General features: G+C 42.6%; 12 protein-coding genes and 1 pseudogene. 3 read left to right on the top strand and 10 right to left on the bottom strand.

The window, feature by feature from the left end; all coding sequences use genetic code 11:
• Positions 1–8 precede the first annotated feature (8 nt).
• The 7 genes and pseudogenes from K1I53_RS08195 to K1I53_RS08225 all read right to left on the bottom strand — a co-directional run bounded on the left by K1I53_RS08195 (position 9) and on the right by K1I53_RS08225 (position 6,579).
• Complete coding sequence (locus K1I53_RS08195) at positions 9–1,067, bottom strand: UDP-N-acetylglucosamine--N-acetylmuramyl-(pentapeptide) pyrophosphoryl-undecaprenol N-acetylglucosamine transferase (RefSeq protein WP_223329020.1); 1,059 nt, start codon at positions 1,065–1,067, stop codon at positions 9–11.
• A 1-nt stretch (position 1,068) separates the two neighbouring features.
• Positions 1,069–2,421 (bottom strand): UDP-N-acetylmuramoyl-L-alanine--D-glutamate ligase, encoded by a 1,353-nt coding sequence (gene murD, locus K1I53_RS08200; RefSeq protein ID WP_223329021.1) that lies wholly within the window; start codon positions 2,419–2,421, stop codon positions 1,069–1,071.
• A 103-nt stretch (positions 2,422–2,524) separates the two neighbouring features.
• Positions 2,525–2,701, bottom strand: a pseudogene (locus K1I53_RS08205) (AAA family ATPase); the annotation flags it as partial.
• Between the two features lie 70 nt (positions 2,702–2,771).
• The gene (locus K1I53_RS08210) at positions 2,772–3,176 is read right to left on the bottom strand and encodes a PaaI family thioesterase (RefSeq protein WP_038804441.1); all 405 of its coding nucleotides are present in this window, start codon (positions 3,174–3,176) and stop codon (positions 2,772–2,774) included.
• A gap of 69 nt (positions 3,177–3,245) precedes the next feature.
• Positions 3,246–4,733, bottom strand: coding sequence for a UDP-glucose--hexose-1-phosphate uridylyltransferase (locus tag K1I53_RS08215; RefSeq protein ID WP_223329022.1), 1,488 nt, complete (start codon positions 4,731–4,733; stop codon positions 3,246–3,248).
• A complete protein-coding gene (locus K1I53_RS08220) occupies positions 4,730–5,389 on the bottom strand; it encodes an HAD family hydrolase (protein ID WP_084945436.1) in 660 nt (219 codons plus the stop codon). The genes K1I53_RS08215 and K1I53_RS08220 overlap by 4 nt, the downstream gene beginning before the upstream one ends.
• A gap of 11 nt (positions 5,390–5,400) precedes the next feature.
• Positions 5,401–6,579, bottom strand: a complete 1,179-nt coding sequence (locus tag K1I53_RS08225) for a galactokinase (RefSeq protein WP_223329023.1) — start codon at positions 6,577–6,579, stop codon at positions 5,401–5,403.
• A 163-nt stretch (positions 6,580–6,742) separates the two neighbouring features.
• Between K1I53_RS08225 and galR the strand changes: the two genes are divergently transcribed.
• Positions 6,743–7,744 (top strand): DNA-binding transcriptional regulator GalR, encoded by a 1,002-nt coding sequence (gene galR / locus K1I53_RS08230; RefSeq protein WP_223329024.1) that lies wholly within the window; start codon positions 6,743–6,745, stop codon positions 7,742–7,744.
• 67 nt (positions 7,745–7,811) lie between these two features.
• Here galR and K1I53_RS08235 read toward each other — a convergent pair whose 3' ends face one another.
• From K1I53_RS08235 to K1I53_RS08245, 3 genes are all read right to left on the bottom strand, one after another.
• Positions 7,812–8,849 carry a zinc-binding dehydrogenase gene (locus K1I53_RS08235; protein WP_223329026.1) on the bottom strand — a complete coding sequence of 346 codons (1,038 nt, stop codon included), beginning with the start codon at positions 8,847–8,849 and terminating at the stop codon, positions 7,812–7,814.
• Positions 8,850–9,086: 237 nt separating this feature from the next.
• Positions 9,087–11,612 carry an ABC transporter ATP-binding protein/permease gene (locus K1I53_RS08240; protein ID WP_223329028.1) on the bottom strand — a complete coding sequence of 842 codons (2,526 nt, stop codon included), beginning with the start codon at positions 11,610–11,612 and terminating at the stop codon, positions 9,087–9,089.
• Between the two features lie 109 nt (positions 11,613–11,721).
• Positions 11,722–12,621, bottom strand: a complete 900-nt coding sequence (locus tag K1I53_RS08245) for a cation diffusion facilitator family transporter (RefSeq protein WP_223329030.1) — start codon at positions 12,619–12,621, stop codon at positions 11,722–11,724.
• 130 nt (positions 12,622–12,751) lie between these two features.
• Between K1I53_RS08245 and K1I53_RS08250 the strand changes: the two genes are divergently transcribed.
• Positions 12,752–13,306, top strand: a complete 555-nt coding sequence (locus K1I53_RS08250) for a TetR/AcrR family transcriptional regulator (RefSeq protein WP_038805726.1) — start codon at positions 12,752–12,754, stop codon at positions 13,304–13,306.
• Positions 13,307–13,332: 26 nt separating this feature from the next.
• Entirely contained in the window at positions 13,333–13,665 is a 333-nt protein-coding gene (locus K1I53_RS08255; protein WP_223329032.1) for a glucuronide permease, read from the top strand.
• The last annotated feature ends 20 nt before the right edge of the window (positions 13,666–13,685 follow it).

The following is a 13,685-nucleotide window of genomic DNA, read 5'->3' on the forward strand; positions in this document are numbered from 1 at the left end:
GATATTCCTTATGCTAGGTCTTTTCTTAGTAGATCGTAAAAATCTGCAAGAGATTTCAATTCAGTTGAAGCCTTCATGCTAGCTTTGTACTGATCCTTGTGACTAAGCAGGTGGCTGAGTTTCTCTTCCAAGCTTTCCAAGGTCAAGTCACTTTCTTGAAGTTCTTCTGCATAGCCTTTCTTAACAAAGTAGGCTGCATTTTCAATCTGGTCTCCTCGACTTGCTTCACGACCCAATGGGACGATGAGATGGAGTTTTGCCATGGCCAAGAGCTCGAAAATCGTATTGGCACCACCACGTGTGACAACAATGTCAGCCAATTCCATCAAAGGTTGATAGAGGTCCGTCACATAGTCAACACGAAAGAGATTTTGACTCAACTCATTGAGGCTAGAATCTCCAGTGAGATTGATAATATTGTAGCGTTCGGTCAGTTCTTGCTTATGATCTGTCACCAATTGGTTAAATACACGAGCTCCTGCAGAACCACCGACAAACAATACCGTTGGCAATTTAGGATCAAAGTGGGTTTGGATATCCACCAATTCATCTGGTTCAGGAGTTTTTTGGTCTGAAACCTTGGTCACAGCACCCACATGCTCGACTTTTGCGAGACCAGCAGCCTGCTCAAATGTTGAATACATCTTAGTCGCAAATTTATAGGCAATTTTATTGGCCAAGCCCATAGACAGGTCCGATTCGTGAATAAAGACAGGCACTCCTGACACACGCGCAGCGATAACCGGCGGTACAGAGACAAATCCTCCCTTAGAAAAAAGAGCCTGTGGACGCAGTCGTAACATGATAAAGAGGGATTGGACAATTCCCCAACCAACTTTGAAGACATCTAGCATATTTTGCCAAGAGAAATAGCGACGTAATTTCCCAGTCGCAATGGAATGGAAGGTCACATTTAAGCCTGATTTGAGGATTTCTTGGTGTTCGATTCCGTGTTTATCACCAATATAGTGGACTTCCCAGCCGTCTTCGATGAACTTGGGCATTAACAAAAGGTTAAGGGTAACATGTCCAACCGTCCCCCCACCTGTAAAGACAATTTTTTTCATATTATTCCTTTAACTCCGCTACTGTGTCGATAAAGAGGTCGCCACGTACTTCAAAGTTAGCATACATATCCCAGCTAGCATTGGCAGGACTGAGGAGAACCACGTCTCCTTGAGTCGCAAGCTCATAGGCCTTGCGGGTCGCATCTGCAATATCTGTCGCATCCACATAAGCCACACCAGCCTTCTCTGCTGCCCGTTTGACACGTTCTGCAGACTGACCGAGGATAACCATCTTCTTGAGCCCTGTAATATCTGGAACCAATTCGTCAAACTCATTGCCACGGTCCAAACCACCTGCAATTAAGATAACCTTACTATTGTCAAATCCTGACAAGGCTTTTTGAGTAGCCAAGATATTGGTTGATTTGCTATCGTTATAGAATTTGACACCCTTAATCTCATCCACAAATTGGAGACGGTGTTTGACACCACCAAAAGCTGACAAGACTTCTTTGATGGTTTGATTGTCCACACCACGAAGCTTAGCTACAGCAATGGTCGCAAGGGCATTTTCCACATTGTGGCTACCTGGAACTCCAATTTCACTAGCTGCCATGACCACTTCTCCACGGAAGTAGAGCTGACCATCTTCCAGATAAGCTCCATCTACCTTTGCAAGTGTTGAAAATGGTACAACAGTAGCTTGTGTTTTAGTGGCCAATTCTTTTGCCACGTCTTGGTTAAAGTTCAAGACAAGGAAATCAGCTGCTGTCATATTATTTTGGATATTCCACTTGGCTGCCACGTATTCCTCAAAAGAGCCATGGTAGTCGATATGAGTGGGCATGAGGTTGGTAATGACCGCAATCTCAGGATGGAATTCTTGAACACCCATCAGTTGGAAAGAAGAAAGTTCCATGACAAGCGTGTCCTTAGCCGTTGCAGTTTGAGCCACTTGACTGGCAGGATAGCCGATGTTCCCTGACAAGAGACCATGTTGCCCAGCAGCAGTCAAAACTTCCCCAATCATCGTCGTTGTGGTTGTTTTCCCATTTGAACCAGTGATACCGATAATTGGCGCATCTGAGATTAAGTAAGCCAATTCCACCTCAGTCAAGACTGGAATCCCCTTTGCCAATGCCTTTTCAATCATGGGATTGCTATACGGGATACCTGGATTTTTCACCATCAGAGCGAAATCTTCATCCAAGAGCTCCAAAGGATGCCCACCAGTGACAACCTTGATTCCCTCTTCTAGCAAACTTTGTGCAGCAGGATTTTCCTCAAAAGGATTGCCGTCATTTACCGTCACAATGGCTCCCAGCTTGTCCAACAAACGGGCCGCAGACTCACCAGACTTAGCCAAACCTAAAACAAGTACTTTCTTATTTTTAAATTGATCGATTACTTTCATGTCTCAAACTCCATTTCTACTCCTACTATTTTACCATTTTTACGGAAATAAAAAAGCCACAAAGTGTATTTGTGACTCTTTCTTCTAACTTAATGTTCTCTTATCATCGATGAGATAAATCGGTAACTCGAATGACTTGATCCACTTGCTCCCAGATAAGAGGATTGTGGGTCGCAATAATAATCGTTCGATTCGGATTTTTTAATGATTCTAGGATAGAAAGTAATTCCTCAGAGTTTTTGGGGTCTAGTGAAGCGGTTGGTTCATCTGCGAGAATCAAAACTAACCTGCACTCCAAAAGTTCGACAAAAAATATCTAACCCTTAGAGTGCAGGTCAACTCTCAGTACTTTATATCCTTACCTGTCTTTCTTCTGACCGCTGGCCGGTGACAAACATGGTAAAGGTTGCCTTACAGACATTTCTGCCTTCTTGATTGGTGATATCGACATCCACTACACAAGTGGTACGTCCTTGGTGGACACATTCTCCTTTAATGGTCAGCACATCGTCGAGTTTTCCTGCTTTGAGGTAGTTGATAGAGGACTGGAGCGTCACTCCGTCAAGTCCTAGCGAAATGACAACCAAACCACTAATCTGGTCACAAAGAGTAAAGAGATAGCCACCATGGGCATTGCCATAGTAGTTGAGCGACGAGTCCACTACTTTTGTCGTCACCACAACCTGACCATCTCTCATTTTTTCTATTTCGTAATTTTCAAAGGCAGATATAGCGTCAAAATGAAAATCTTTCATCGTTTCCTCCTGATATTTCAAACGACACTATGATACTACTTTTTATAGGACTGTGCAAGGAGAAAGCTCCTAGTCTGACAAAATTCCGACCTGCTCCACAAAGCGCATAAAGGCTGCCTGTCCTTGTTCCGTCTGCTTGTAAACTCCTGCATCCTCCAGAACACGCGCAAAGATAGCACCCACAGAGTCCTTGACGATTTCAAGGGCTTTTTCTTTATCCGCTAGGTCTGGATATTTTGCTTTGAGCTGGTCTGCCCATTCCTGATGATAAGTCGCAACTGTATCCCCTTCTCCAACAAGATAGCTGGCGACTTGCTCCACTTCTTCTTTCAGGCGTGGTGGCAAAATAGCCAAGCCCATGACCTCAATCAAGCCGATATTTTCCTTCTTGATATGTTGGACATCCTTGTGGGGATGATAAATTCCATCAGGATGCTCTGGCGATGTCTGATTGTCCCGCAAGACCAAGTCCAACTCAAACTGTCCATCGCGTTTACGAGCAATCGGTGTGATAGTATGATGTGGTGTCCCGTCCGTCTCTGCCAAAATCTGCACTGCAGGATCTGAATATTGTCGCCATTCCTGTAAAATCTTATCAGCCAAGTTGATCAAATCCTCTTTAGAATCCGAAGTCAAACGTAGCACTGACATTGGCCACTTGACAATCCCAGCCTTAACCTGCTCAAAACCAGTAAATCGGAAGGTCTTTTGCAAAGGAGCTAATTCCATAGGAAACACGTGACGGCCTCCCTGATAGTGGTCATGAGTTAGAATAGACCCCCCCACTATCGGCAGGTCGGCATTAGATCCAGCAAAATAGCCTGGAAACTGCTCTACGATCGCTAGCAGACGCTCAAAACTCTGACGACTGATAGCCATAGGTCGATGCTGCCCATCTAAAAAAATACAGTGCTCATTAAAATAAGCATAGGGCGAATACTGGAAGCCCCACTCCTGACCCGCCATTTCAAAACGGATAATGCGGTGATTGCTGCGAGCTGGATGATTAACCCGACCATGGTAGCCCTCGTTCCCTAGACAAAGCTGACACTGGGGATAATTGCTAGCTTGCACCAACTTGGCTGCCGCAATCTCTTTCGGATCCTTTTCAGGTTTAGAGAGGTTGATAGTAATCTCAAGTTCTCCGTAGTCAGATGGAACACGATAAGCAATATTTTTAGCAATGGCCTTGAGTTTGATGTAGTCATTTTTCTGACTGAGCTGGTAAAAATCCCCTATCGCCTGCTCAGGAGAGTGAGCATAGGTGGTCCAAAAGTCACGATTAACCTGACTTGGACAAGGGGTCACCAAGTCCATCAGTTCAGCACCTAGGATTTCACGCGCAGCCTGACTATCCTCAATCGTCTCTAATCGAACCGCCTCCTCGACCAGCTGGTCCTTGAGGTCAATCAAATCATCCAGATTCGTCTCAACTTCCAAAACACCTTCGCCCACTCGAGCCAAAACACGATTGCTTAGGTAGATTCGATCCATTTCCTCAAATGAACTTTTAGTAATGACTTCCGTGATAAATGCATCTAGAACTCCCTGACTCATTGATTCTCCTTCTTACTTTCTAAATAGTCTCTGACAGCATCTAAATCCTGAAAAACTTGTTCTGTTTTATTTAAGAAAGACTGTGCTGGCATTTTTAAGTCTGGAATACAAATAACTGGTATCCCAGCTCTATACGCTGCTTCAATCCCTGCTTCGCTATCCTCTAATACTAAGCAATTCTCTGGTAAAACATTCAAATCACTACAGGCCTTTAAAAATATATCAGGGTAAGGTTTGCTTCGCTTTACATCTTTTGCAAAAACTAGATGGTCAAATAGGGACAGTATACCATTACTATCCAAAATCATTCTAGCTCTAGATTCAACACTTGAAGTTGCTAGAGCGATTGGAATACCTTCTCTTTGCAAAAAAGCAAGCAAATTTTTAGCACCTTTTTTTAAATTTACACCTTTGGCTAAGATTCGAGCTTCCAGTTCATAAACTTTTTCCAAGGTTTGGTCAAAGTTCCAAGGTAAATCATAGGTATCCAAAAATCGTTGAACATTCTCCTCTTCCCTATGTCCACTGTATTCTCTAGAATAGGTTTCTTCTGTGAAAGGAATTCCAAAATCTTTAAGCAATTCTTGATAAACTTTTAGAGAAATGATCTCAGTATCAGCTAATAAACCATCTAAATCAAATATTACAGCTTCCATTTACTTCTCTCCTAGTCAAGGACGCGACTGCCACCTGCAACTTCAGCGATATAGAAGCTTGGAGCGTATCCAACGACTTCCTCGTAGTGCTTGCCTACAGCTTCCTTAAAGGCCTCAACAGCATCTTTTTGCACCAAGGCAATGGCACAGCCACCAAAACCTGCCCCTGTCATACGAGCACCAAGAACACCTTCCTGAGCCCAAGCTGTGTGAACAAGAGTATCCAATTCCAAGCCAGTTACTTCATAATCATGCTCAAGAGAAACGTGTGACGCATTCATCAAGCGACCAAATGTTTCCAAATCACCTGCTTGAAGGGCTGCTTGAGCTTTAAGAGTACGTTGGTTTTCAATCACAGCATGTCGAGCACGTTTTAAACGATTTTCGTCTTTAATCAGATAGCTGTATTGGTCAAAGGCCCACTCGTCCAATTCACCCAAGGTTTGAATATCCAAGGCAGCTTGCAATTCTTCTACTGCTTTTTCACACTCAGCACGACGTTCATTGTACTTAGAGTCCACCAGTTCACGGCGTTTGTTGGTGTTCATGATGACAACGACATTGTCCTTCAAATCAAGCGGCACCAAGTCATATTCTAACGTATTTGTATCGAGGTAAATAGCACGTTGGTCAGCACCCATACCGATAGCAAACTGGTCCATGATACCAGAGTTGACTCCGATAAAGTTATTTTCCGTTTGTTTTCCGATTTTAACCAAATCCAAACGGTCTAGTTTTAAATCAAAGAGATACTCTGCCACAACACCAGTCAAGAGTTCCAAGGACGCTGATGATGACAAACCTGAACCATTTGGGATATTCCCAAAGACATAAAAATCAAAACCTTTGTCAATGACATGACCTGCTTCTTGCAAGAAATGAAGAACCCCTTTTGGATAGTTGGTCCAGCTGTGCTCTTTTTCAAATTTGAGGTCAGCAAGAGGCACTTCGATGATACCATTGTCCTCAAAGTTGGCTGAGTAGAAACGCAAGACTTGGTCGTCACGCTTGCGAGCTGCACCGTATGTCCCCAAAGAAATAGCTGCTGGGAAAACATGTCCACCATTGTAATCCGTGTGTTCGCCAATCAAATTGATACGGCCTGGTGAAAAGAAAGTTTGGTCTGCTTCTTGACCAAAAACGGCAAGAAAGTCTTTGCGAAGGGCTTCAGTAGTAAGATCTTGTGTCATATGAATTCTCCTTTGACTGTCGTTAAGTCACCTTAACGTGTAATCGTTTTCTTCTATTGTATCCAAGGCATTTGCCAAGGTCAATCCTTTTTACTAAACTTTTACTAAACTATCGGTAAAAAGAAGAAAAATATGATATACTAACCTAAAAGGAGGAGGATTTATGGCTACCTTAAAAGACATTGCACAGCTAGCCTCTGTCTCTATCGCGACCGTATCTCGTGTCCTCAATCGCGACCAGAGTCTATCTGTTACAGAAGAAACCAGACACCGTATATTAACCGTTGCTGAAGAGCTGGGCTATACTAAGCACCTCAAGACAGGCGAATCCCACAAACCCAAGCAAAAGATTGCCATTATCCAATGGGTCAGCGAACAAGGGGAGTTGGACGACCTCTACTACTACCAGATTCGTCTCGGTATTGAAAAAAGAGCCCAAGAGTTGGACTATGATATCTTGCGCTATTTTAACGACCATCCTTTTACACTAAGCGAGGAAGTAATCGGGATACTCTGTATTGGAAAGTTCAGCCGATCACAGATCACTGCCTTTGAAGAATACCAAAAGCCCCTGGTCTTTTTAGACAGCGATACACTTTCATTGGGACATACCTGTATTATCACTGACTTTTACACTGCTATAAAACAAGTTGTCGATCACTTTCTCAGCCAAGGGCTTGATCGTATCGGGATTCTCACTGGCCTTGAAGAAACAACCGACCAAGAAGAAATCATTCAGGATAAACGTCTAGAACATTTTAAAAACTACTCTCTATCAAAAGGTATCTACCATGATAAACTGGTCTTTCAAGGGAGCTTTACTGCCCAGTCTGGATATGACTTGATGAAGGAGGCCATTCACAAGTTGGGGGATCAGCTCCCTCCAGCATTTTTCGCAGCCAGCGATAGTTTAGCCATCGGTGCCCTCCGTGCCCTTCAAGAAGCTGGAATTAGCTTACCAGATCGTGTCAGTCTCATTTCTTTTAACGACACTAGCCTGACCAAGCAAGTCTACCCTCCCCTCTCTAGTATCACGGTCTATACTGAGGAAATGGGCCGAGCAGGTATGGATATTCTTAACAAGGAAGTTCTCCATGGTCGGAAAATTCCTAGCCTGACTATGCTGGGAACCAGACTGACTTTGAGAGAAAGTACGTTGCCATAACTCAACTAATATACCAACGCAAAAAATCCTAATAGAAATTCTCAAATCTCCATTAGGATTTTCTTTTTTATTCCATCACAATCATAGCCTTAATCGTCTTACGTTCATCCATATCTTTATAGGCTTGGTCAATCTCTTCTAATTTATAACTTGAAGTAAAGACACGGCCTGGGTTGATATCGCCATCAAGGACTGCCTTCAGTAAGAACTGTTTGTTGTAAGTCGTTACAGAGGCTGCTCCGCCTGCTACCGTAATATTTTGAGCAAAAGTTGAACCAAGAGCTCGATTGCTATAGTGAGGAACTCCAACAAAGCCCAAACGACCACCATTGTGAAGGACACCAAGAGCCTGATCAACCGCTGCCTCAGTACCGACACACTCAAGAGCTGCATCTGCTCCTCCACCAAGAATTTCTCGCACCTTGGCAATTCCTTCTTCGCCACGTTCAGCCACAACAGCCGTCGCACCTGATTCCAAGGCCATCTTTTGTCGGTCTTCGTGACGGCTCATGAGAACGATTTGGGAAGCACCACGCATCTTAGCAGCAATGACAGCACATTGACCAACAGCCCCATCACCAATCACCACAACCTTATCCCCTTTTTGTACATTAGCAACACGCGCTGCATGATAGCCAGTCGGCATGACATCAGCCAGTGTCAAGAGGGATTTGAGCATGCCTTCTGTATAATCAGAGGGCTGACCCGGAATTTTGACAAGAGCCCAGTTGGCATATTCGAAGCGAATGTACTCCGCTTGCACCCCATTAGACCAATTGGTGCCAATATGGCGGTCACAAGTCCCATCATAGCCAGCGCGACAGGCATCACACTCCCCACAGCCATGGGTGAAAGGTGCAATAACAAAATCGCCAGGTTTAACGGTCGTCACTGCATCACCAATCGCTTCAACGATACCAATCGCTTCGTGCCCGCTATTCTGATGGCCTGTTTCAATATCTGGATTGCGATAGCTCCACAGATCAGAGCCACAAACACAGGTTCGAACAATCCGAATAATGGCATCATCTGCCTCAATGATTTGCGGATGCTCCACTTCAATAAGACCAACCTGACCAGCTTTTGTATAAACTGTTTTCTTCATAGAACCACTCCTTTTCTATTGGTTTCTTACTTTCATTATACACTTTTTGTCAAGCTTTCGCTCGTATCAATCATTATTAACGGCGATAAGGCACTAGTTTAGTCCAATATAGTCTTTTCTTCTTGAGATTTAAGTTTTATAAGGAGAGATTTTTCGATTACGTTTTTAATAGTTTCCAGCCAATAGAAAAGGTGAATAAAGAAATATTCCTTTATCCACCTTTTTGTGGTTTAGTTGTTATTCGCTACGAAGCGATTCGACTGGGTCTTTCTTAGCAGCGATGCGTGAAGGGATTAGACCGGCTAACATGGTAAGGACAATCGAAATACCGATAAGGATTAGAGCTACTTCTATTGATAATTGCGCTACATTTCCCACATTTGTCATTTTCGCAACAATCGCATTGATTGGGAATGTCGCAAGGAAGGTAATCGCGATACCGAGCACCCCAGAGATCAATCCTTCAATGGCTGTTTCAGCAGTGAAGATACGACGAATATCTTTCTTCGAAGCCCCCATTGCACGTAGGATTCCGATTTCTTTTGTACGTTCGAGAACTGAAATGTACGTGATAATCGAAATCATTATAGAAGATACAATGAGTGAGATGGCCACAAAGCCAACGAGTACTGTTGTCACTACGCCAACCAATGTCGTAATTGAAGACATGATAGATTGGATATCATCTGAATAAGCGAGTACTTTATCGTCTTCTCCAGCTTCTTTTTTCGCTGTGTTATAGGCGTTTATGAACTCTTTTAAGTCTTGTTTTTGTTGGAACGAAGAGGTGTAGAGCTCAATGGCAGCTGGTTTGGATTTGTTGATGACGCCCATTTTTGCGAGGTTTTCCTCGTAAGTTGAAGCCGAATTGTCGTTATATTGTTGGACATACTGCGCCTGTTCTTCAGGCGTCATTTTAGCCAACTGAATTTTTTCTTCTTCGGTTAAATTCTCCGAACTGAATGGTTTAGGATCTTTGGCAAAGTTTTTACCCGTAAATACATTTAGATTTTGATTGGCTTCCTGTTCCTTAACGATATCACTATTTTGAATGTATTCGGAAGTGTAATCAATAAGGGCGCTTGTGTAGGCGATTCCTCCTGAAGGAGTATTCACGCCTGAACTTGTGCCGTCTTTTTGGCGAAGGACACCCACAATTTTAAGTTGGAGCCCATTCTCGATTTGAGTTTTCATATAAGAAGCATTATCAATCTTATTGAGCCATAAGTTATTTTCTTTCACAAAACGGTTTGTATTGACAACTGCTTTGAAAGTTTTTCCGATAAAATCACTATATTGATACGTTTGAGAAGAGAGTTCGTCGAGCTTCTTCGTATCGTTCAATTCACTGGGATCTTTGATACGCAAACTATAGAGCAACAAATCGCTAATTTGATTGTTTTCATCTACGATAATGACGATCTCGGACTTATCTTGTGGGAAGCGTCCTTCCAACACGTCGTACTTGCTTTCTAGCATTGAAGAATCACTAGAAAGTTCACTCCAGTAGTTGAGGTTTTGTAAGTATCCCTTCATCGTTTGGTTCGCTGTTTCTACTTCACCAGCTAAGGTTGAAGGCAGAATACTTTTGGGTCCGTTGGAAGTATCACTTGCATAGATAAACGGTTGTAAATTGTATCGGTAACGAATGTCTTTTGTGAGAGATTCGACCTTCGAAGCGTGTTCCTCCAAGTAAGTCTTGAAGGAAGCTAGGTCGTTCTTTCCGATTTGTTTTTTCAATAAATTCGTTAAAACCGTATTGATACCGAGCTCATGATTATCCTTGTAAGGCTTCTCGCTCAAATCTGGAGAGGTCGCCAACAAGTTGCTCTGGTTCTGCTCGCTAATCGTCAGTGGAAGAGAGACGAGGGTATCTTCCTGCACCTTTTTAACGTAGTCACTCACACCATTGGAAAGGGCTAAGATAAGAGCAATCCCGATAATCCCGATGGAACCCGCAAAAGCTGTTAGTAAGGTACGACCTTTCTTTGTCAATAGGTTATTAAAGGAAAGTACAAGGGCAGTTATAAAGCTCATCTTCGTCTTCGTGAACTGGATGTCGACTTGCTTTGTCTCCTCTGTTGGTTCGCATGGGTTTGAGTCGCTCAAGATGTTTCCATCTAATACTTGTACGATACGTGTGGAGTACTTCTGTGCCAGCTCTGGGTTATGCGTCACCATGATAACCAAACGTTCCTTGGCGATGTCTTTTAATAAATCCATGATTTGAACAGAAGTCTCAGAATCGAGCGCTCCTGTCGGTTCGTCGGCTAAAACGACTTTTGGATCATTAACAAGAGCACGCGCAATCGCGATTCGTTGCATTTGTCCCCCAGACATTTGACTTGGTTTCTTATATAAATGGTCTTTTAGGCCTACGCGTTCGAGCACTTCGATAGCACGTTTCTTACGTTCTGCTTTTGAAACACCCGAAAGAGTCATTGCAATTTCTACGTTAGAGAGTGCAGTTTGGTGCCCGATGAGATTATAAGACTGAAAGATGAAACCGATGGTGTGGTTTCTGTAGCTATCCCAATCGCGGTCTTTAAATTGCTTTGTTGATTTTCCTTGGATGAGTAAATCACCAGATGTGTATTGGTCGAGTCCCCCGATGATATTTAATAGGGTGGTTTTCCCAGAACCCGATTGCCCAAGAATGGAGACAAACTCATTCTCACGGAAGCGAATCGAGATATCCTTTAGCGCGTGGAACTCTTGATCGCCCGTATGATAGACTTTTGAAATGTGTTGTAGCTGTAACATCGTCTATCTCCTTTCAGTAATATATGTAGTCTATCACAATTTCATAATGGAGTAAATATGTTACATTTACAATTCATCAAAAATAATCAACAAATAGAAAATCGACTTCTTATGAATGATAATGTCCATGACTTTGACCTACTTCCAACTCCTCAATTTTTCGCTTATGGGTTTGGTGACTTGCTAGGTTTGCATCAACTTCAATGGTAACATTTTGAAAACCATAATCTTTGAGTAAATTACGAATGGATTCTTTACAATACTCCATATGTTCAATCTCTTCTAGGCAAACATGGACAATGGCGTCATTTTCCAGACCATCCATGGACCAAATACTGAGTTGATTAACACTTTTAACATTATCTAGCGCTGCTAACTCTTTCTCTATCTCGGCAGTCTCAATCCCTTCAGGCACAGCATCTAAGAAAATTTTAAGTGTTGACCAAAAGCGAGGAATGGCTTTCCAGAGGATAAAACTAGAAATTAAAAGAGACAAGAGTGGATCGAGAAAGTACCAATCTGTCACATACAAAACACCGGCAACCAGAATGACCGCTAGCCAGCCTAGAATATCTTCTAAAAAATGCAAGGTCAGGATAGCTTCGTTCTTGGTCTGACCCTTACGAACGATTAGACTAGCCAAGAGATTGATAAGAATCGCAATAACTCCCAACCACAGCATCCCTTGGTAGTTGACAGGCTGAGGGGATAGGAGACGAGGAATATTCTCCAAGAGCACCATGAAAGATCCTGTCAAAAGGATCAAAGCAGTCAGCATGGCGCCTAGCAGACTGAAGCGTTTATAACCAAGTGTATAACGTTTGTCTTCCTGACGATTGGAAATAGTTTCCAAGCAAGCTGATAAGCCTATGGCAAGGGCATCGCCCAAATCATGAACCGCATCCGCTAATACAGCACTTGAATTGAAGATGCCCCCAAAAATAAATTCGACAATAGAAAATGATAGATTCAAGAAAAAGGCTAGCCAGATAGATGTTTTAGAACTCATTTCTCTCCCTCCTTTGGTATAATAGGTATATATACTTCTTTCATTTGTATTATCTAATAAAATCCAAAGAAAGGATAGAAGCAAACTGTCAGCCTTATTCAGTTCTGAACAGTTTGTCTCAAGTGTCTATATGCAAAAAAGAGATCGTCGGGTTAGCAAGACGAAAAAAGCCATTTATCAAGCTTTTCTACAAGTTTTGAACGACAAGGGCTATGATGCCACTACTGTCCAGGATATCATTGACCTAGCAGATGTTGGACGTTCTACTTTTTACTGTCACTATGAAAGCAAGGAACTTCTTTTAGATGAGCTCTGCCGCTACCTCTTTCATCATCTCTTTGAAAGGGAAGAACACTTGACTACAGAAGACTACCTCGCACATATCTTTTTACATTTTCAAAAAAACCAAGACCATGTCACCAGTCTTCTTTTTTCCAAAAACGACTACTTTCTCCGCCAACTACACAAGGAACTCGAACACCATGTTTACCCCATGGTAGCGGAGGATTTGCAAGAGGCCTATCCGAACATACCGGCCTCCTACCTCAAACATTTTGTAGTAACCAACTTTATCGAAACACTGACTTGGTGGCTTAAAAAAGGAAAATCTTATACCGAAGACCAAGTGGTGAGATTTTACTTAGATGTGATTGAGATGACTTCTACAAAATCACTCGAAATTTAATCCTATCACGAAGAAAGGAATCAACTATGTTAACTTCTATTATTCTAGGAATTCTAACGATTGTATTGGCTCTTATTTTCTCCCTCCTTCATCTCGCGGCAGCTTTCGCAGCCATGAAAGAAAAAAATTACTGTCAAGGGAACATGTGTATCTTGGTGGGAAGTTGTCTCACTTCACTAGCTCTTGCTATCTTTTTCTTCGTCCCACTTGCAACTGTTATATTATGGATAGTGGGCTCTAGCATCATCTGTTACGGTGCTTACTGGAATGGGCGACAGCAAGAAAACCAACATATATCGCACCACATTATAAGGGGCACACTAGCGGCTTTGATTGCTCTCTTGTTTATCTTACTCTAACACTAAAAATCCCATCTCGT

It is taken from the genome of Streptococcus oralis (assembly GCF_019929365.1).
Classification (GTDB): domain Bacteria; phylum Bacillota; class Bacilli; order Lactobacillales; family Streptococcaceae; genus Streptococcus; species Streptococcus oralis_BT.